The 17935-nt window shown below is 64.0% G+C and carries 21 protein-coding genes; 10 read left to right on the top strand and 11 right to left on the bottom strand.

The window, feature by feature from the left end; genetic code table 11:
• Positions 1–217: 217 nt before the first annotated feature.
• The 5 genes from AC0L2L_RS30805 to AC0L2L_RS30785 form a co-directional block, all read right to left on the bottom strand.
• A complete protein-coding gene (locus AC0L2L_RS30805) occupies positions 218–1354 on the bottom strand; it encodes a sterol desaturase family protein (protein WP_473583618.1) in 1137 nt (378 codons plus the stop codon).
• A 127-nt stretch (positions 1355–1481) separates the two neighbouring features.
• Entirely contained in the window at positions 1482–2093 is a 612-nt protein-coding gene (locus tag AC0L2L_RS30800; RefSeq protein ID WP_473583617.1) for a chloramphenicol phosphotransferase CPT family protein, read from the bottom strand.
• A 48-nt stretch (positions 2094–2141) separates the two neighbouring features.
• On the bottom strand, positions 2142–3002 hold the full coding sequence (locus tag AC0L2L_RS30795; protein WP_473583616.1) for a transglycosylase SLT domain-containing protein: 861 nt from the start codon (positions 3000–3002) through the stop codon (positions 2142–2144).
• A 4-nt stretch (positions 3003–3006) separates the two neighbouring features.
• On the bottom strand, positions 3007–4257 hold the full coding sequence (gene ispG, locus AC0L2L_RS30790; protein WP_473583615.1) for a flavodoxin-dependent (E)-4-hydroxy-3-methylbut-2-enyl-diphosphate synthase: 1251 nt from the start codon (positions 4255–4257) through the stop codon (positions 3007–3009).
• A 255-nt stretch (positions 4258–4512) separates the two neighbouring features.
• Positions 4513–4692 carry a YdcH family protein gene (locus tag AC0L2L_RS30785; protein ID WP_027166662.1) on the bottom strand — a complete coding sequence of 60 codons (180 nt, stop codon included), beginning with the start codon at positions 4690–4692 and terminating at the stop codon, positions 4513–4515.
• 241 nt (positions 4693–4933) lie between these two features.
• Between AC0L2L_RS30785 and AC0L2L_RS30780 the strand changes: the two genes are divergently transcribed.
• The 3 genes from AC0L2L_RS30780 (at position 4934) to AC0L2L_RS30770 (ending at position 6827) form a co-directional block, all read left to right on the top strand.
• Positions 4934–5137: a YdcH family protein gene (locus AC0L2L_RS30780; RefSeq protein ID WP_027166663.1), complete on the top strand. Its 204-nt coding sequence runs from the start codon at positions 4934–4936 to the stop codon at positions 5135–5137.
• A gap of 119 nt (positions 5138–5256) precedes the next feature.
• Positions 5257–5754: a 5-(carboxyamino)imidazole ribonucleotide mutase gene (purE, locus tag AC0L2L_RS30775; RefSeq protein ID WP_473583614.1), complete on the top strand. Its 498-nt coding sequence runs from the start codon at positions 5257–5259 to the stop codon at positions 5752–5754.
• The gene (locus AC0L2L_RS30770; protein ID WP_473583613.1) at positions 5751–6827 is read left to right on the top strand and encodes a 5-(carboxyamino)imidazole ribonucleotide synthase; all 1077 of its coding nucleotides are present in this window, start codon (positions 5751–5753) and stop codon (positions 6825–6827) included. Before purE ends, AC0L2L_RS30770 begins: the two co-directional genes overlap by 4 nt.
• A 68-nt stretch (positions 6828–6895) precedes the next feature.
• On the opposite strand, the gene AC0L2L_RS30765 is transcribed toward AC0L2L_RS30770, so the two are convergent.
• Entirely contained in the window at positions 6896–7318 is a 423-nt protein-coding gene (locus AC0L2L_RS30765; RefSeq protein WP_473583612.1) for a lysozyme inhibitor LprI family protein, read from the bottom strand.
• A 241-nt stretch (positions 7319–7559) separates the two neighbouring features.
• Between AC0L2L_RS30765 and ykgO the strand changes: the two genes are divergently transcribed.
• From ykgO to AC0L2L_RS30750, 3 genes are all read left to right on the top strand, one after another.
• Complete coding sequence (gene ykgO / locus AC0L2L_RS30760; protein ID WP_006203764.1) at positions 7560–7685, top strand: type B 50S ribosomal protein L36; 126 nt, start codon at positions 7560–7562, stop codon at positions 7683–7685.
• 143 nt (positions 7686–7828) lie between these two features.
• Positions 7829–8449, top strand: coding sequence for a tetratricopeptide repeat protein (locus AC0L2L_RS30755; protein ID WP_473583611.1), 621 nt, complete (start codon positions 7829–7831; stop codon positions 8447–8449).
• A gap of 152 nt (positions 8450–8601) precedes the next feature.
• Positions 8602–9663, top strand: a complete 1062-nt coding sequence (locus tag AC0L2L_RS30750) for an alpha/beta fold hydrolase (protein WP_473583610.1) — start codon at positions 8602–8604, stop codon at positions 9661–9663.
• A 31-nt stretch (positions 9664–9694) separates the two neighbouring features.
• Here AC0L2L_RS30750 and pyk read toward each other — a convergent pair whose 3' ends face one another.
• Complete coding sequence (gene pyk, locus AC0L2L_RS30745) at positions 9695–11122, bottom strand: pyruvate kinase (protein ID WP_473583609.1); 1428 nt, start codon at positions 11120–11122, stop codon at positions 9695–9697.
• Complete coding sequence (locus AC0L2L_RS30740; protein ID WP_027166670.1) at positions 11119–11607, bottom strand: DUF1036 domain-containing protein; 489 nt, start codon at positions 11605–11607, stop codon at positions 11119–11121. The genes pyk and AC0L2L_RS30740 overlap by 4 nt, the downstream gene beginning before the upstream one ends.
• A gap of 235 nt (positions 11608–11842) precedes the next feature.
• On the opposite strand from AC0L2L_RS30740, the gene AC0L2L_RS30735 reads away from it, so the two are divergent.
• The 3 genes from AC0L2L_RS30735 (at position 11843) to AC0L2L_RS30725 (ending at position 14533) form a co-directional block, all read left to right on the top strand.
• Positions 11843–12640: an N-formylglutamate amidohydrolase gene (locus tag AC0L2L_RS30735; protein ID WP_473583608.1), complete on the top strand. Its 798-nt coding sequence runs from the start codon at positions 11843–11845 to the stop codon at positions 12638–12640.
• A gap of 56 nt (positions 12641–12696) precedes the next feature.
• Positions 12697–13005, top strand: coding sequence for a DUF1244 domain-containing protein (locus AC0L2L_RS30730; protein ID WP_473583607.1), 309 nt, complete (start codon positions 12697–12699; stop codon positions 13003–13005).
• A 346-nt stretch (positions 13006–13351) separates the two neighbouring features.
• Positions 13352–14533: an MFS transporter gene (locus tag AC0L2L_RS30725; RefSeq protein ID WP_473583606.1), complete on the top strand. Its 1182-nt coding sequence runs from the start codon at positions 13352–13354 to the stop codon at positions 14531–14533.
• On the opposite strand, the gene AC0L2L_RS30720 is transcribed toward AC0L2L_RS30725, so the two are convergent.
• The gene (locus AC0L2L_RS30720; RefSeq protein ID WP_473583605.1) at positions 14491–15405 is read right to left on the bottom strand and encodes a LysR family transcriptional regulator; all 915 of its coding nucleotides are present in this window, start codon (positions 15403–15405) and stop codon (positions 14491–14493) included. The two genes, AC0L2L_RS30725 and AC0L2L_RS30720, sit on opposite strands and share 43 nt — an antisense overlap.
• A gap of 96 nt (positions 15406–15501) precedes the next feature.
• Between AC0L2L_RS30720 and AC0L2L_RS30715 the strand changes: the two genes are divergently transcribed.
• A complete protein-coding gene (locus AC0L2L_RS30715; protein ID WP_473583604.1) occupies positions 15502–16458 on the top strand; it encodes an SDR family oxidoreductase in 957 nt (318 codons plus the stop codon).
• Here AC0L2L_RS30715 and AC0L2L_RS30710 read toward each other — a convergent pair whose 3' ends face one another.
• Entirely contained in the window at positions 16459–16617 is a 159-nt protein-coding gene (locus AC0L2L_RS30710; RefSeq protein ID WP_473583603.1) for a DUF3309 family protein, read from the bottom strand.
• Between the two features lie 95 nt (positions 16618–16712).
• A partial coding sequence (locus AC0L2L_RS30705; RefSeq protein ID WP_473583602.1) for an efflux RND transporter permease subunit occupies positions 16713–17935 on the bottom strand: 1223 nt, incomplete at its 5' end.

The raw sequence follows: 17935 nt of genomic DNA, 5'->3' as shown, positions 1-17935 counted from the left end.
GTCTGGCGGCCGTCGCCGAGTTCCTTCGCGCCCCCCCTGCCCTGCCGGGCATCTCCCCCACTTGGGGGGAGATCAGCAGTTTCGGCGCCTCGCCCGGTCCGTTGGAGATCGGCGAAAGCAAACGTGACGGCCAATCTCCCCCCTTGTGGGGGAGATGTCCGGCAGGACAGAGGGGGGCGCTGTCCCGCCGACGTCTCTGAACATCTCTTTTCGAAATTCAACCGCGCCTGAACGGGTAGAGGAATTGCCGCCAATATCCTTTCGGCACTGGATGGCCGTGAATGCCGTAGCCCTTCGGCCAGCGCCCCTCAGGCAGATGATAGGTGCCGAACAGCCGGTCGAGCAGCGGGAAATGGATGGCGAAGTTGACGTCGATGGCCTCCTTCTCGAGACCGTGATGCCAATGATGGAAGCGCGGCGACACCAGCACTTTTTCAACCGGGCCGAAGCTGGTTCCGATGTTGGAATGGATGAAGGACGAATAGACGTAGACGATCAGAATATAGGTCTGGATCGCCGATTCATCGAAGCCGAGCACGAACATCGGCGTGGCGGTCAGGCTGCGCAGCACGATGATTTCCAGGAAATGCATCCGCGCGCCGGCAATCCAGTCCATCGACTTGGCCGAATGGTGCACGGCATGGAAATTCCACAGGAAGGGAATGCGATGGAATGCCCGGTGTACCCAATATTGGGCGAGATCGGTCAGGAACATCACAGCCAGCAACTGTACGAGCCAGGGCAGCTCGTGAACCCAGGCGCGAACCGAACCGAGACCGTCTTGCGCATTGACGAAATTGGATGGCGCCAGCGTCAGGTAGGTCAAGATCTGCACCAGCAGCGACGAGACCAGATAGTAGAACAGGTCTTCGCGCCATTCGTCGCGGAACACCGTCTGGGCCTTGTTGCGGGCGAAAATGCGTTCGAGCGGAACGAACAGCACACCCATGAACAGGGCGTTCAGGATGAAGAAATCGAGACCGAAGAACACCCCCTCGATCCGCAGCTCATGACGCGCCGGCAGCATGCCGATGAGCGAGGCCAGCAGCACGGTGACCATTGCCGCCGCGCCGAGCGTCTTTTCCCTGCGCAGCATCATGCTCAGGATGGCCAGGACGTAACCGGAGATGAGCACGAAATAGAGGACCGGCTTGAAGAACAGCATCTGGTGGATCGGAGCCAGGTCCGGCATCGACGTCAGCATCGGATAGCGCAACACGACGACCATCAACAGGCTGGTGATGCCGGCAAGCAGCGCGATCGAGCCGGACAGCCAGCCGGAGCCGAATGGCCGCTTGGTGCGCGGCGTTTCTAGCTCGCCGATAACTTTTTTAAGGAAATTCCCCTCCGGCATGATGCTACCCCCTTATAAGATCGCGGATAAAAATACGCCCCGGAAATACTGAGCCCGCTCTTACTTATGGCAAAGCGCATTAAGATTTAACCGGCACCGTCCTGACAAGTGGTTTCTCGCCACAGCATTAGCAATTGGCTATCGGCGTTGCTGGCGACCCGGAAAGCTCGAGCCGTCGTGAAAAATGCCGGTCGCTACAATTTGAATCTCTGCTGGATGCGACGGGCGCATTCGGTCGGCGGCTGGTGTCGACTTCGAAATCGTAACGAATACCCCTGTGCACGCGCTCGAACTGCCAGCGTGCAAGTCCCGGCAATCGGTCTGCACGCTCCTTTTCGCGGACTTCGAGCACATCGAGCGGCGCGAACAGGCCGACGCAATGGAGCTCGAAATCGCAGAGCAAAGCCCTGTACTCCGCCATTTCCCCCTCAACCATCACATCGTCGACGATGAGGTTGTTGCCTTGGCGCGCCATCGCCGCGATGGCGTGCCGCATGCCTTGCATGGCTCGCCTGCCGACCGGCCCTGCCTCGATGGCTACGGATGGTTTGCCGTCCTGCCAACTGGTCTTGTAGGCGAAGCCCGGCAAATCTTCCTGCAACGCCTCCGGCAGCATCTCCAAAAAGGCGTCCATCTCGACATGCAGATACGGCTCGGCGGTCATTGCCTGCAAAGCCCTGGCGACCGAGCTTTTGCCGGCACTTCCGACGCCGTTGAGCAGGACGATTTTCGCTGTCATGTCTTGGCGACCCTGTCTTGATGCCTCTGGTCTTGACGCCCTTGAACCTCACCGGTTGCGCAGCACCACGCAGGCGCCGCCGACGCTTTGCAGCTTGTCGCAGATTCCGTTGGCCTCCGTGCGCGAGTTGGCGCCGATCCTGACCGCATAGATGCCGCGCCGCCCGATCGGCGTGCGCACCCGGCTGACCACCGGGTCATGGCTGGCGAGCAGGGCCGGGAACCGGCCCCTGACCCTCAACCATTGGCCGATTGCCGCCGAACGGCGGAAATTGCCCGCGACCTGGACGCCCCACGGCTTGACGTTGATCGAGGCCATGGCGACGGTCCGCGACATGATCACCGGCAGCTTGCGGCAGGCGACGGCGAAGGTCATCTTGGGATCGAGCGGCTGCACCGTGCCGGCATAGGCAGTGTCCGAGAACTTGTCGACGGGCTCGCCCATGACGTCGAAGACATAGCTTTCCGTCTCCATCGGCAGGAAGCCGCCGGAGGCTAGCCAGCGCGACACCCGGTTCTCGCCGGCATTATAGGCCGCTGCCGCGAGGCCGAGATTGCCGTAGCTTGTCTTCATCTCGGCAAGATACCTCGCCGACGCGGGAATGGCCTGCTCGATGTCGAAGGAGTTGGCCAGGCCGCGCATCTTGGCGGTGCCCGGCATGAATTGCGCGATGCCTTCAGCGCCGACCGGGCTCACCGCGTTCGGATCGAAGCGGCTCTCCTTCCAGATCAGCCGGGCGAAGAAATCCCTGGGTAGGCCGTTCTGCTGGGCCTGGGTCTCGATCAGGTCGCAGACGCGGTTGATCAGCCGTTTTGCGGCCGACCGCGACTGCGGCGGATCGGCGAATGCCTGACCGGTCGGAAGCAGCACGCAAGTCAGGATCAGTACGGCCCCGAGCAAGCGGTGCATCGGCCTACTCGGCCGCGGCTTTGCCGTGCCCGTATCGCTGCTCGATATAGTCGCCGACCATCTTCTCGAAATCCTGCGCGATCGACGGGCCGCGCAGCGTCGCCGCCTTCTTGCCGTCGATGAAGACAGGCGCCGTCGGCGTCTCGCCGGTGCCTGGCAGCGATATGCCGATATCGGCGTGCTTGGATTCTCCGGGGCCGTTGACGATGCAGCCCATCACCGCAACCTTGAGGTTCTCGACGCCGGGATATTTTTCGCGCCACACCGGCATGTTCTTGCGGATGTCGGCCTGGATGCTCTGGGCGAGTTCCTGGAACACGGTGGATGTCGTGCGCCCGCAGCCGGGGCAGGCAGCGACGATCGGCACGAACTGCCGGAAGCCCATGGTCTGCAACAGTTCCTGCGACACCTGCACCTCGCGGGTGCGGTCGCCATTCGGCTCCGGCGTCAGCGAGATGCGGATCGTGTCGCCGATGCCTTGCTGCAGGAGGATGCCCATGGCGGCGGACGAAGCGACGATGCCCTTGGTGCCCATGCCGGCTTCGGTCAGGCCGAGATGCAGCGCGTGGTTGGAGCGCGTCGCAAGCTCGGTATAGACGGCGACAAGGTCCTGCACGCCGCTGACCTTGGCCGACAGGATGATCTTGTCGCGGCCAAGCCCGATCTCTTCCGCCATCTCGGCCGACAGGATCGCCGACTGCACGATCGCCTCGCGCATGACTTCCTGCGCGGTGAGCGGGAAACCCTGGGCCTGGTTCTCGTCCATCAGCCGGGTCAGCAGCTCCTGGTCGAGCGAGCCCCAGTTGACGCCGATGCGCACCGGCTTGTCATATCTGATCGCCATCTCGACGATCGCGGCGAACTGGCGGTCCTTCTTGTCCTTGAAGCCGACATTGCCGGGATTGATGCGGTATTTCGCCAGCGCTTCGGCGCAGGCCGGGTGATCGGCGAGCAGCTTGTGGCCGATATAGTGGAAGTCGCCGACCAGCGGCACGTCGACGCCGAGCCGCGCCAGCCTCTCATGGATGCGCGGCACCGCCGCGGCGCTCTCGTCACGGTCGACGGTGATGCGCACGATCTCGGAACCGGCACGATGCAGCGCCGCGACCTGGGCGACGGTCTGGTCGACATCGGCTGTATCGGTATTGGTCATCGATTGCACGACGACCGGCGCCCCGCCGCCGACCATGACGCCGCCAACCGAAACGCCGACAGATGGCCGGCGCGGGAAGGGAGAAGAGAAATATCCGGTCATGCCGGCCGCCTTTTATCTGCAAGGTCCGGGCATGAGGTGGCGGAGCAAAGATGGCTTGTCAATGGCAGCGGCAATGGGAATTCGCAATCGCCTGCCCGTGACCACTGGCCGGAGAGTTCAAAAACAGACGCCCGGCCACGAGATCACGCGACCAAACAGCCAGCAAATTCGGTATGGACACCGAGCCGGCGGCATTTCCTGCCACCGGGAGGTTTCACCGCGGCGGGTTGCGGTGACGGGTGCCTGAGAGGAGCTTCAGTGTGTCGTCGGACTTCCCTTCAGCTTTTCAATCTCGTCCTTGATTGCCAGCTTGCGTCGCTTGAGATTCACGATTTCGAGATCGTCCACCGAAGGATGGTTCATCGCATCGGTGAGCTCGCGCTCGATGTCACCGTGTTTCCGCTGCAACTCATCAAGATGGGATGCAAGAGACATGATTGGTTCTCCCTTTCATGGTTTCCTCGATTGCAGCCGTCGCAGGCGCGTCCACCGCAGGTTGAGACTGTGACGGCACAATGACAGTTTGCCACCAACCGATCTCGATGTCGAATGCCACGTGGTAGCATTCCACGACAAAGTGAAATGTGGTAAGGGCTGCCCGCCGGTCACCAACAGACAACCTGACCGGTCCCGCCCAAACAGCCCGATTGGGCGATGCATACGCAGACGGTAGATAATGTCCGAACAGGAACAGGCTGAAATACGCCTCGAATATTCCCGGCTCAAACAAGAACACGCCGATTTCGACGCCGCCATCAACGCGATGATCGCCATGGGCTGCGACCCGCTTCAGATCCAGCGTATGAAGAAGAAGAAACTGCTGCTGAAAGACCGGCTGATGGCGCTGGAAGACCGTATCATCCCCGACATCATTGCCTGAACGGGCCGCGGCCAGGAGGCTGCGGACCGTCCTGACAGCGAAGGGACGCAGCCGCGACAATCCTTGCGGCTAGGAGCGAATTCCGCTAAGGCGCGCCTTTGCCGCCGGGGAGCGAACCCTTGACCGATCAGCGTGCCGACGTCGCCATCATCATGGGCAGCCAGTCCGACTGGGCGACGATGCGCCAGGCGGCGGAAACGCTGGAGGCGCTGGGCATCCCGCACAAAAGGCTGATCGTCTCCGCGCACCGCACGCCCGACCGGCTCTATGAATTCGCCAAGGGCGCCAAGGCCGCCGGTTTCAAGGTGATTATCGCCGGCGCCGGTGGGGCGGCGCATTTGCCCGGCATGACGGCGGCGATGACGCCGCTGCCCGTTTTCGGTGTTCCGGTCGAATCCAAGGCGCTATCGGGCCAGGACTCGTTGCTTTCCATCGTGCAGATGCCGGCCGGCATCCCGGTCGGCACTTTAGCCATCGGCAAGGCGGGTGCGGCCAACGCAGCACTTCTCGCCGCCGCGGTGCTGGCGCTCAACGACGACAAGCTCGCCGCGCGGCTCGACGCCTGGCGCTCGGCGCAGACCGCCAAGGTCGCCACCGAGCCGACGGACACGCCGTGAGCCTGGCGCCGGGTTCAACCATCGGCATCATCGGCGGCGGCCAGCTCGGCCGCATGCTGGCGATTGCCGCGGCGCGCCTCGGCTACCGCATCGTCGTACTAGAGCCCCAGGCCGACTGCCCGGCGGCCCAGGTCGCCAACCGGCAGATCGTCGCCGCCTATGACGATCCGGCGGCCCTCGCCGAACTCGCCGCCGCCAGCGCCGTCGTCACCTACGAATTCGAGAATGTCCCGGTCGCCGCGGCGCAAACGCTGGCGGCAACGGTTCCGGTCTATCCGCCGGCACGCGCGCTCGAAGTCGCGCAGGATCGCGTCGCCGAGAAAAGCTTCCTCAACGGCATCGGCATCCCGACGGCGGAATTCTGTCCGGTCGACAATGACGATCAGTTGACCGAAGCGCTGAAGAAGTTCAACGGCAGCGGCGTCCTGAAAACCCGCCGCATGGGCTATGACGGCAAGGGCCAGCGCGTCTTCCGCAACATGGAGACGGCTGGCTTCGCCGGCATATGCGAGGCGATGGGCAATGTGCCGCTGATCCTGGAATCGCTCGTAGCTTTCGAGCGCGAGATTTCGGTGATCGCCGCGCGTGGGCCGGACGGCGCAATTGCCGCCTACGATCCGGCCGAGAATATCCATCGCGAGGGCATCCTGAGCAGTTCCACCTTGCCGGCCGGGATCAGGCTGGAAACAGCCGCGGCGGCGCAGACGGCAGCCGCGAAGATATTGACCGCGCTCGACTATGTCGGCGTCATCGGCGTCGAGTTCTTCGTTCTTGCCGACGGCTCGCTTGTGGCCAACGAGCTGGCGCCGCGCGTGCACAATTCCGGCCACTGGACGGAAGCTGCCTGCGTCGTCTCGCAGTTCGAGCAGCATATCCGCGCCGTCGCCGGCCTGCCGCTGGGCTCGCCTGCCCGTCATTCCGATTGCGTGATGGAAAACCTTATCGGCGACGACATGCTGAAAGTGCCGGCGCTGCTCGCCGAACCCGACCTGATGCTGCATCTCTACGGCAAGGCCGAAACGCGCCCCGGCCGCAAGATGGGCCATTTCACGCGGATTCGCCGGCGAAGCTGATGCATGTCGCCCAAAAATGCGCATCGGTTTGGGATAACGACATACATCAACCGCTTTAAACCCGCAGGCTATTGAAAATCCTGGTCTTCGTCCCCGTCCGGGCTGGCGCAGGCCGGATCGCTTGACTTGCAGTTCGCATCGGAGGTCAGCTGCTTGATGCGCGCGTTGGTGAGTTCCGTCAGGCACTGCGACACCTCCATCGGATGGATGGAGCCGCCCTGGCTGTCGGCGGTCGAATAAGCGCATTCGGCGTCGCGGAAAGCGATCCAGGCGCGCTGTGCCGTCTGTAAGAGCTTGTTCGAGGCCTGGTCTTTGCGGCTGACAAAGTCCTTGTAGGCGGCATTGAGCTTGGCATCGGCCGCCTGGCGGTCGGCATCGGCGCAGATGTTCATCATCGACTGGCTGTCGTCACCACGGTCGCAGCCCTCGGCCCGGGCGGCCGGGGCGGTTGCCAGAAAGACAAGGCAGGCGGACAGAAAGAGACGGCGCATGGAGACCCCCGGTCGCTTGGCGTTGCCTCACCATCCCAGCCGCCTATGAGTCGCGCAATGCCGCGCCGCCGGGATGGCGGATATTTGATGAGCGGCTCAACTTGTGGCATTCGGGCATGCGCACGTGGTTGACAGGGGCAAGCCTCCTCGTTTATGAGCCACGCAAGTTCAAAGGCGCGCTTTTTCGGGCGCGCCTTTAAAAATTCGGCCCGGGATGGGCCCTGACCGAACAGGCAAGACGATGAAGATCAAGAATTCGCTCAAGGCGCTCAAGGCGCGTCACCGCGACAACCAGCTGGTTCGCCGCAAGGGACGCATCTACATCATCAACAAGACCGCTCCGCGCTACAAGGCGCGCCAGGGCTGAGCCTTGCGCGCGGCTTGATGCATGTCGCCCGAAAGGAAGCGACATGCGAGAGACCGCGCCGCGCTGATGTCGATTGCCGGTTCGCCGGCGCTCTCACGCTAAAATCACTTTGACGATCCGCCGTCCGGGACTAGATTCCGGCGATGCGGATTCTTTTTGCATTTTTCACCGCCCTTTTGCTGTCCGGCACAGCTTTGCCTGCAGGGGCCGAAGAGGTGCCAGGCGCTCTGCCGCCAGATGCCGCGCCGCCACCCGCCGCCACGCCGCCGGCAGCCCCGACTAGGCAGGGCCGCCTCGATCAGCTCTTCACCGAGTTGAAGCGCGAGCGCAATGAAAAGGCGGCCGAGCGCATCGCCGGCCGCATCTGGAACGAATGGAACCAGTCCGGCAGCGCTTCTATCGACCTGATGATGCAATGGGCGCAAAAGGCGACGGAAGACCAGAAATTCGACGTCGCGCTCGATTTCCTTGACCAGGTCGTGACCTTGCAGCCCGATTATGCCGAGGGCTGGAACCGCCGCGCCACCGTGCATTTCCTGATGAAGAATTACGGGAAGTCGATGGCCGATATCGACCGCACCTTGCAGCTCGAGCCCCGCCATTTCGGCGCGCTCTCGGGCCTCGCCCAGATCATGACCGAGACCGGCCACAAGCAGTCAGCGCTGGAAGCCTGGCAAAAGGTGCTCGCCATCTACCCGATGATGCGCAGCGCCCAGGGCCAGGTTTCGACGCTTTCGGAAGAGCTGGCCGGCGAGGGGATTTGAACGTAGGCAGTAGGGCAGTAAGGCAGTAAGGGAAGAGCCCACCTACTGCCCTACTGCCCTACTGCCCTACTGCCCTACTGCCCTACTGCCCTACTGCCCTACTGCCCTACTGCCCTCAAAACCAATTCCGCCTTTCACCCGTATCTCCCCCCATGAACCTCATCTGCGCCGCCTTGCTCTTCCTCATCGCGCTCCTCTTTGCCCTCGCCGGCGTCACCCGCGCCGGCGTCTGGCTGATCGAGCGCCGCAACCCGCCGGCCGGCGAGTTCGCCGAGATCGACGGCGTGCGCATCCACTTCATCCATATCCCGGCGCCTATCGGCGCGGACCTGCCGCCGCTCGTCTTCGTCCATGGCGCCAGCGCCAACCTGATGGATCAGATGCTGCCGCTGAGGCCCCTGCTCGAAGGCCGCGCCGAACTGCTGTTCCTCGACCGCCCGGGCTTCGGCTGGTCGGAGCGCGGCAACAACGACACCTTGCCAGCGCAGACCGACACCATCGCCGCGCTGATGGACCGCCTCCACATCGAGAAAGCGATTATTGTCGCACATTCTTTCGGTGGGGCGGTCACGACGACCTTTGCCCGAAAACATCCCGAAAAGACGCTCGGCCTCGTCTTCCTGGCGCCCGTCAGCCATCCCTGGCCAGGCGGCGCGACCGCCTGGTACTACAAGCTCACCGCCACGCCGGTGATCGGCTGGCTGTTTTCCGAGACCCTGGCTTACCCGGCCGGCATGCTGCAGATCGGCAATGCCACATCCTGCGTCTTTTCGCCCAACCACCTGCCGGACGATTATATCGGCAGAGCCTCGATCCCGCTGGTGTTGCGGCCATCTGCCTTCCGCGCCAACGCCCGCGATGTCGCCCAGCTCTACGATTATGTCCGCGCCGCCTCGCCTGTTTACCACGAGATCAAGGCGCCCACCGTCGTCATCTCGGGCGATCGCGACAAGGTGGTCTACGCGACGATCCATTCCGTCGGGCTCGAGCGCGACATTGCCGGCGCCGAGCTGGTCTGGGTTCGCAATCTCGGCCACAAGCCCGACTGGATCGCGCCCGACCTCGTCGTCGGCGCCATCGAGAAGGTGACCGGCAAGTCCGTCGACCTGCAGGCGATTGCTGCGAGAGTGGAGACACGGATTGCTGGCGACACGCAAGGCGCCGGCAAATGCCCTGAGCTTCAGGTGCCTGACGCCGAACTGGCGCCGGGCTGACTTGCGAGACGAAAGCGCTTCAGGGCACGCCCTAATGCGTCTCCGACCCGAGATAGGCAATCCGCAGCATGTTGGTCGAGCCCGGCGTCCTCAGCGGCACGCCGGCGGTGATGATGACGCGGTCGCCGGGCTTGCCGAAGCCCTCGTCGAGCGCGATGCGGCAGGCGCGGTCGACCATATCGTCGAGGTCTTTGGCGTCCTCCGAGACGACGCAATGCGTGCCCCACAGCAGCGATAGCCGGCGCGCCGTGTTGAGGATCGGCGACAGCGCCACGATCGGCACCTGCGGCCGTTCGCGAGCGGCGCGCAACCCGGTCGTGCCCGACGCGGTGTAGGTGATGATCGCCGACAGTTTCAGCGTCTCGGCGATCTCGCGCGCGGCGAGCGAAATGGCGTCGGCGCCGGTTGCTTCCGGCTCGGAGCGCTGCGCGTTGATGATGCCGGCATAGGTCGGATCGGTTTCGACCTTGGTGGCGATGCGGTTCATCATGCCGACCGCCTCGACCGGATAGGCGCCGGCCGCGGACTCGGCCGAAAGCATGATCGCGTCCGCACCCTCGAAGACGGCGATCGACACGTCGGAGACCTCGGCGCGGGTCGGCACGGGGGCGGTGATCATCGATTCCAGCATCTGGGTCGCGATCACCACCGGCTTGCCGGCGCGGCGCGCCGCGCGCGTGATCTGCTTCTGGATGCCTGGCACGGCTTCGAGCGGCATCTCGACGCCGAGATCGCCGCGCGCGACCATCAGCGCATCGGACAATTCGATGATTTCCGCCAGTCGGGCCACCGCTTGCGGCTTCTCGATCTTGGCCATGATCAGCGCCCGGCCGCGCGCGATCTTGCGCGCTTCGGCCAGATCCTCCGGCCGCTGCACGAAGGACAGCGCCACCCAGTCGACGCCGGTGGCGAGCACCGCGTCGAGATCGGCGCGGTCCTTCTCGGTCAGCGCGCCGACCGGCAGGTCGGTGTCTGGCAGGCTGACGCCCTTCTTGTCGGAAATGCCCGAGCCGGCCACGACCGTGCAGGTGATCGACTTGCCGTCGCTCTTCAGCGCCTTCAGCTCCAGCTTGCCGTCGTCGATCAAAAGACGGTGACCGGCTTCGACCGAGCTCAGGATTTCGGGATGCGGCAGATACACCCGCTTCGAATTGCCGGGTTCCGGATTGTCGTCGAGCGTGAAGGTCTGGCCGGCGGTCAGCGCTTCCTTGACGTTGGCGAATTTGCCGACCCTGAGCTTCGGCCCCTGCAGGTCGGCGAGGATGCCGATCGGCCGGCCGACATCGGCCTCGACGGCGCGGATGCGTCCGACCAGCGTGCGCATCAGCTCGTGGTCGGTATGGCTCATATTGATGCGGAAGACATCGGCGCCGGCTTCGAAAAGCTTCTTCAGCATCTCCTCGGAGGAGGAAGCCGGACCGATGGTGGCGAGGATCTTGACCTTGCGGTTACGTCTCATTGAGTGTTTGTTCCCGGAGCGGGGGCCGCTGGCGCGCCTCCCGTTGCGGGCTCGTCGGTCAGCTGGACCATCCAGCTTGCCTGCTCGCCCGTGTCATATTCCTGAAATCCGGCGCGCTGGAAGCCCCGGGCGACGCAATCATTCACGCCGGCGATCTTGAACTCTTTTTCGGCGACGCACATGTTGATCGGGCCGTCCCAGCGCCCGCCGCGCTCGGCGTCTTCTGCATAAAGATAGTAAAACCTTGATGACAACGGACCCTCGATCAGCGTCTTGCAGGTCGATCCTTCGATGTGCCACCAGCCCTCGGTGATCCAGCCGGCCTTGGCGCGATAGCCGATGCCGACGCCCACCAGATTTTGCGTTGCGTTGCAAACGCGGAAGTCGGCCCGGGCCGGCGAGGTCGCGCCGATCGCGCATAATCCCGCGCCGATGATCAGCAACGGCACGGCCAGGCGCTTGCGCAACCGGCCGGCAAAACCCATCGCAGATCCCCTTGCGAACCACATTTGCATCTCTCGAAGCCCTTTTCAGCAAACTCCGGTCGCATGTCAACGCGCCGTTTTGTTCAATTCCAATCGATTTAGAAGGGCACGTCGCGCAAATTCTGTTCCCGTCGGGGATTTTTTGCAGAAACCTTGGCCAAACAACGGCATTGCGCCAGCGTCCTCTTCATGGAATGACGATACCACATCGAAGCCGCCATCCCCTTTTCAGCTGATGACCCGATCCACAGTTTTCACGCCGTTCGACATTGTCGAGGGCGACCGCAAAAAAGGCGTCGTGCTTCTCGCCGATCACGCCCGCCGCGACCTGCCCGAGGAATATGGCAGTCTCGGTTTGCCGGCGTCCGAGTTCGAGCGTCACATCGCCTATGACATCGGCGTCGAGACGGTGACGCGCGAGCTCGCCGCGGCGCTCGACGCGCCGGCCGTGCTTGCCGGCTTCTCGCGGCTGTTGATCGACCCCAACCGGGGCGAGGACGACCCTACCATGATCCGTCAGCTCTATGACGGCACCGTGGTTCCGGGAAACTATCCGATTGCCCCGGACGAACGCGAGAGGCGGCTCGACCGCTTCTACCGGCCCTACCATGACGCTGTCGGCGCGATGATCGCCTCCGTTGCCCATGCCTCGGGCAAGGCGCCGTTCATCTTCTCCGTGCATTCCTTCACGCCGGTTATGCAGGGCTTTGTCCGCCCCTGGCATGTCGGCGTCCTGTGGGACCTCGATGATCGCGTGGCGCGGCCACTGATCGATATGCTGGCAAAGGACAAGACCCTCGTCGTCGGCGACAACGAACCCTATGACGGCGCGCTGCGCGGCGACACCATGTTCCGCCATGCCATCGTCAACGGCTACGCCCACGCGCTGATCGAGATCCGCCAGGACCTGATCGCCGACCGTGCCGGCGCGTTCGCCTGGGCCGAACGGCTGGCGCCGATCGTTGACGCCATCGACCGCCGTCCCGATATACATCAGGTGAAGATGTTCGGCTCGCGCACCGAGCCGGCATGAGGCCGTCAGGCCAGTAAGCGACGTGAAAAGGCCGCCAAGGCCGGGAGTTTCCTGAGATGACCGAACTCAGCGACGAGCAGAAACGCGATTTCGAGGCAGCCGCTTTCCGCCGGCTGGTGGAGCATCTGCGCGAGCGCGGCGATGTCCAGAACATCGACCTGATGAACCTCGCCGGCTTCTGCCGCAACTGCCTGTCCAACTGGTATCGCGAGGCCGCCGACGCCGAAGGCGTGGCGCTGTCGAAGGATGAGACGCGCGAGATCATCTACGGCATGCCCTATGCCGAATGGCAGGCGCTCAACCAGACCGAGGCGTCGCAGGCCAAGAAGGCCGAGTTCGAGGCACGGCGACCGAAGGATCACTAATGCTGCCGATCGCCTTCGCGGCTTCGTCATTCTAGGGCGGAGCAAGGAGCGAAGCGACGTCGCGGAGACCCTAGAATCCATGCCGTGACGTCCGCCGAAGAGCACGGCCGTCCAGAATTATGATCGTAACCGCGCGACCCGGGGATGTTCTGCACCGCTGCGACGCTCCTAAGTCACGGAATGGATCCTCGGGTCTGCGCGCGTCGCTTCGCTCCTTGCTCCGCCCGTGGATGACGACAAGCGGGGCACCTTTTTGGTCCAAGAACTTCTTCCCAGCGGCGCTTGACTGTCGATTGAATCGATCTAATTTGCCGCGCAAAGCCATTGGCGCAGCGGATTTCAGACCATGAGCGTGCAAACCACGATGCAGGCCGCGACGCGCGGCCGCTGGGCCGTCGCCGGTATTTTCCTGGCCAATGGCTTTCTCACCGGCAGCTGGGCGCCGCAGATTCCGGTGTTCCTGACCCGGCTCGACATCACCAGATTCACGCTCGGCCTGCTGATCCTCCTGTTCGGCGTCGGCGCGGTCATTGCCATGACCTGGTGCGGCCATCTCATCTCCAGGCACGGCTCGCGCACCGTGACACGTTGGTTCGGCGTCTGCGGCAGCTTCGGCCTGCTGATCGTGGCGCTCGCGCCCAACGTGCCGCTGGCGGCGATTGCCATGCTCGTCTTCGGCGGCTCGATCGGCGGCATGGATGTCGCGATGAACTCGAATGCCGTCGTGGTGGAAAGGAAGCTTTCCCGGGCGATCATGTCGTCCTCGCATGGCTTCTGGAGCCTTGGTGGCTTCGCCGGCGGCGCGCTTGGTGGCTATTCGATCCAGAACTACGGCTATCTTCCTCATGCCATCGCGGCGACAGTTATCGCCTTTGCCGTCATCGCCTTTGCCATTCGCTACCTCGTCGCCGAGGACAAGCCGCAGGCTGTCGAGCATCGGAAATTCACGCTGCCGCGGCACGCGGCGGTCTATCTGGTCGGGCTGATGGCGCTGCTCACCATGATCTCCGAGGGCGCGGTGCTCGACTGGGCGGCGCTGTTCCTGCACCAGGAACTGGGCGCCGACCTCGCGATCGCCGGTCTCGCCTACGCGGCCTTCTCCGGCGTCATGGCGCTGATGCGTTTCCTGGGCGATGGCGTGCGCAACCGCTTCGGCGCGGTGGCGACGTTGCGCGGCTCGGCGCTGGTCGCCGCCGCCGGCATGCTGGTCGCCGGCCTCTCGCCCTCGCCGTACCTTGCCATCGCCGCTTTCGCCTTTTGCGGCTTCGGCATCGCCAACATGGTGCCGATCCTCTTTTCGGCCGGCGGCAACCAGGAAGGCATGTCGTCCGGCACCGGCATGAGCGTCGTCACCACCATGGGCTATTCCGGCATCCTGGTAGCCCCGTCGGCAATCGGCTTCGTCGCCGAGCATTCGAGCTTCGGCCCGATCTTCATCGCGCTTTCCGGGTTGCTGGTCATCGTGCTGTTGATGGCAGGCCTCGCTCACCGGGCCGAATTCGCTGCCGACCCGGTGCCCGCCGAATAGCGCTTCAGCTCCTCATGCAGGAAATCCGCCACGCCGCGGATGCGCATGCTGGTGCGCACATCGCGATGCATGGCGAGCCAGACCGGCAGGATCGGCAAAGGCACCTCTGGCAACAGCTTTTCCAGGTCCGAATCGCGCGCGGCCAACGGCTCCTGGCCGATGCCGATGCCGTTTCCGGTCCGCACCGCCTCCCACAGCACGATCTGGTTGTCGGTCCTGAAACGGAAATGGCTGCGGCCGACTGGGATACCAAACGCGGAGAACCCGCGAATGATCTCGTCGCTGCGGTCGAAGCCGACCAAGGCGTGATCGAGAAGATCGGCAGGCTTCTCCGGGCGTCCGCGCCGATCGAGATAGGAGCCAGCGGCACAGAGACACAGTGAAATGTCGGTGACCTTGCGCGCCAACAGCTCGTTCTGCGCCGGCCGGACCATGCGGATGGCGATGTCGGCGTCGCGGCGCAGCAGGTTCTCGACCTGGTTCGAGGCAACGATCTCGACCTCGATGCCCGGTTCCTGCTCGCCAAGACGGGCCATCATGTCGGGCAGAACGAAGGCGGCGACCACCTCTGAAGCGGCGATGCGCACCGTGCCCTCGATCGCCTCGACCGAACCCAGCGCCAGCAGCGAGAATGCATTGGCTTCCTCGCTGACGGCCCGGCCGCGCTCGTAGAGCGTGCTGCCGGCTTCCGTCAGCTCATAGCCGCGCCGCCCGCGCCGGAACAGCGTGACGCCGAGCGCCTGCTCAAGCTCGGCGATATGGCGGCCCAGCGTCGGCTGGCTGGCCGCAAGTTTGCGCGCGGCCGCCGAAAGGCTGCCGGTCTCGGCGACCGCTACAAAGCTCTTGATCAGGTTCCAGTCGAATTGCTCCATTCATTTTTGAATAACAGATCGCCGATCTCAGTCAATTTCAATTCGTCCATGAACGCCTCAGATTAGCGGGGCAAACGCAAGCAACGGAGAGAACAAATGACCACGATCGCAATTCTGGGTGCCAATGGCCGGCTTGGCCGCGTGGTTGGCAAGGCTTTCATCGACGCCGGCTTCGACGTCCGCGCCGTCACCAGAACCGGCAAGGTGCCGGCGGAACTCAAGGGCGCTATCGCCGTTGCCGGCGACGCGCTGGACCGCCTGTCGTTGATCCGTGCAACGCAAGGCGTCGACATCGTCTTCAACGGCCTGAACCCGATCTACACCGACTGGGGCAAGTGCCTGCCGATGGCCGAAAACGTCATGGCCGCCTGCCATGCCAACAACACGCTGCATCTGTTCCCCGGCACGGTCTACAATTACGGCTCGCCGATGCCGCAGGTGATCACGGAAGCGACGCCTTTCCATCCGACCACCGAAAAGGGCCGCATCCGCTGCGCCATGGAAGACCTGTTCCGCCGCGAGGCCGAGGCCGGCCGGGTGCGCACCATTGTGCTCAGAGCGGGCGATTTCTTCGGCGGCACCGGCAGCGGCTCCTGGTTCGACCTCATCGTCGCCGCCAAGATGGAAAAGGGCGTCTACACCGCGCCCGGCCCGGCCGACCTTACTCATGAATGGGCCTATCTGCCGGATTTCGCGGTTGCCTTCGTCGGGCTTGCGCGCAACCTCGACAAGCTCGGCTTCCACGAGGCCATCAACTTCCCCGGCCACGCCATCACCGACCTCGACATGAAGGCCGCGGCCGAGAAGGCGCTGGGACGCAAGCTGAAGCTCTCCTTCATGCCCTGGTGGGTGCTGCGCGCCGGCAGCCCGTTCGTCGCCATGTGGCGCGAGATCGTCTCGATGTCCTATCTGCGCTTCGAAGCGCACCGGCTGGTCTCGACGCGGCTGGAAGAGGTGATCGGCGAAATCCCGCATACGCCTCTGGATCAGGCGGTGAAGGAAGCCATGCAGGACATCGGCATTACCGTCGCGGCCTCGCGTCAAGCGGCCTGATCAGATCCTGCCCATCAAGAGCAGGATCAGCAGCACGATCAGGATGACGCCGACGATGCCGGACGGCCCGTAGCCCCAGGATCGCGAATGCGGCCAGGCCGGCACGGCGCCGATCAGGATCAGGACCAGGATGATTACCAGAATTGTGGTGATCGGCATGGAGACCCTCGCCGTCTGGCTACGTTCGAGGGGACAATGAAAAAGCCGCCCGGTTGTTCCCGGGCGGTTTTTGTCCATGGGCTTACTAAATCGCTCTATTCCGCCGCTTTCGGGAAGGCCTCCACCGGCCCGGCGCCGGTCTCGTTGACCGGTTCGTCGGTCGCTACCTTGCCCTTGCCGCGCCCGAACAGGCGGCTGAGCCAGTGGCGCCGCGCGCCGGGCTTCACCTTGGCGCGGGTGAACACCATCAGCATCGACGGCGTCACCACCAGCGTCAGCAAGGTGGCAAAGGACAGGCCGAACACGATCGCCGAGGACAGCGAGATCCACCATTGCGTCGACGGCGCGTTGATCGTCGTCTCGTGATGGAAGATTTCGAGGCCGAGGCCGAAGGCGATCGGCAGCACGCCAAGGATCGCCGACACCGCCGTCAGCACCACCGGGCGGGCGCGCTCGCGGCAGGTCTGCAGCACCGCATCCATCTTGTCCCAGCCTTCTTCGCGCAGCCGGTCATAGGTATCGATGAGCACGATGTTGTTGTTCACCACCACGCCGGCGAGCGCGATGACGCCGATGCCGGACATGACGATGCCGAAGGCTTCGCCTGTCAAAAGCAATCCGAGGAACACACCGATTGTCGCCATGACCACGCAGGACAAGACGAGCCACACGCTGGTGAACTTGTTGAACTGCGCAAGCAGCACCAGGAAGATCAGGAAGATCGCCGCGCCGAAGGCCTTGCCGAGGAAGGCGCTGGCTTCCGCGCTGTCCTCGTTGGAACCAGCAAGCTTCCAGCGGATGCCGCTGCCGAGATCCATGTCGGTGACCGCCTTGGTGACCTGCTCCTGCACCGCCGCCACCTGCGCGCCGGCGCTGACATTGGCCTGCACAACCACGGTGCGCGCGCCGTCGATGCGGTTCAGTATGCCGACGGTCGGCTCCGGCTTCCTGACGACGAAGTTCGAGATCGGCACCGACCCTTGCGAGGTCTGCACCCTGAGCTCGTCGAGAGTCGACAGCGTGCGCCGGTCTTCGGGCAGGCGCAGACGGATGTCGACCGCGTCGTCGGCGCCGGCCGGCCGGTATTCCGAAAGCTTGAGGCCGTTGGTCACCAGTTGCACCACGGTGCCGACCGAGGTCGGGCTGATGCCGTATTGCGCCGCCTTGGCGCGATCGACCTCGATCGCCCAATCGACGCCGGGCGGCGGCAGGCCGTCCGAAATGTCGATGACGTTGGGGATCTTGGCGATGCGTGCCGCCACCGCGCGCGCCTTGTCGTCGAGCCCGGCCGGATCGGCGGCCGACAGCCTGATCTGGA

The organism is Mesorhizobium sp. WSM4832 (assembly GCF_055811115.1).
Note: the sequence above shows the minus strand (reverse complement) of the source record. Positions and strands in the feature narration are given on the sequence as shown.

Coding starts and splice junctions, on each gene's coding strand:
- ispG (WP_473583615.1), bottom strand. CDS start 4,257: ATGACCGGATATTTCTCTTCTCCCTTCCCGCGCCGGCCATCTGTCGGC.
- AC0L2L_RS30750 (WP_473583610.1), top strand. CDS start 8,602: ATGAACCTCATCTGCGCCGCCTTGCTCTTCCTCATCGCGCTCCTCTTT.
- AC0L2L_RS30710 (WP_473583603.1), bottom strand. CDS start 16,617: ATGCCGATCACCACAATTCTGGTAATCATCCTGGTCCTGATCCTGATC.
- AC0L2L_RS30715 (WP_473583604.1), top strand. CDS start 15,502: ATGACCACGATCGCAATTCTGGGTGCCAATGGCCGGCTTGGCCGCGTG.
- AC0L2L_RS30765 (WP_473583612.1), bottom strand. CDS start 7,318: ATGCGCCGTCTCTTTCTGTCCGCCTGCCTTGTCTTTCTGGCAACCGCC.
- ykgO (WP_006203764.1), top strand. CDS start 7,560: ATGAAGATCAAGAATTCGCTCAAGGCGCTCAAGGCGCGTCACCGCGAC.
- AC0L2L_RS30725 (WP_473583606.1), top strand. CDS start 13,352: ATGAGCGTGCAAACCACGATGCAGGCCGCGACGCGCGGCCGCTGGGCC.
- AC0L2L_RS30805 (WP_473583618.1), bottom strand. CDS start 1,354: ATGCCGGAGGGGAATTTCCTTAAAAAAGTTATCGGCGAGCTAGAAACG.
- AC0L2L_RS30780 (WP_027166663.1), top strand. CDS start 4,934: ATGTCCGAACAGGAACAGGCTGAAATACGCCTCGAATATTCCCGGCTC.
- AC0L2L_RS30785 (WP_027166662.1), bottom strand. CDS start 4,692: ATGTCTCTTGCATCCCATCTTGATGAGTTGCAGCGGAAACACGGTGAC.
- AC0L2L_RS30755 (WP_473583611.1), top strand. CDS start 7,829: ATGCGGATTCTTTTTGCATTTTTCACCGCCCTTTTGCTGTCCGGCACA.
- pyk (WP_473583609.1), bottom strand. CDS start 11,122: ATGAGACGTAACCGCAAGGTCAAGATCCTCGCCACCATCGGTCCGGCT.
- AC0L2L_RS30800 (WP_473583617.1), bottom strand. CDS start 2,093: ATGACAGCGAAAATCGTCCTGCTCAACGGCGTCGGAAGTGCCGGCAAA.
- AC0L2L_RS30795 (WP_473583616.1), bottom strand. CDS start 3,002: ATGCACCGCTTGCTCGGGGCCGTACTGATCCTGACTTGCGTGCTGCTT.
- AC0L2L_RS30735 (WP_473583608.1), top strand. CDS start 11,843: ATGACCCGATCCACAGTTTTCACGCCGTTCGACATTGTCGAGGGCGAC.
- AC0L2L_RS30720 (WP_473583605.1), bottom strand. CDS start 15,405: ATGGAGCAATTCGACTGGAACCTGATCAAGAGCTTTGTAGCGGTCGCC.
- AC0L2L_RS30740 (WP_027166670.1), bottom strand. CDS start 11,607: ATGGGTTTTGCCGGCCGGTTGCGCAAGCGCCTGGCCGTGCCGTTGCTG.
- AC0L2L_RS30730 (WP_473583607.1), top strand. CDS start 12,697: ATGACCGAACTCAGCGACGAGCAGAAACGCGATTTCGAGGCAGCCGCT.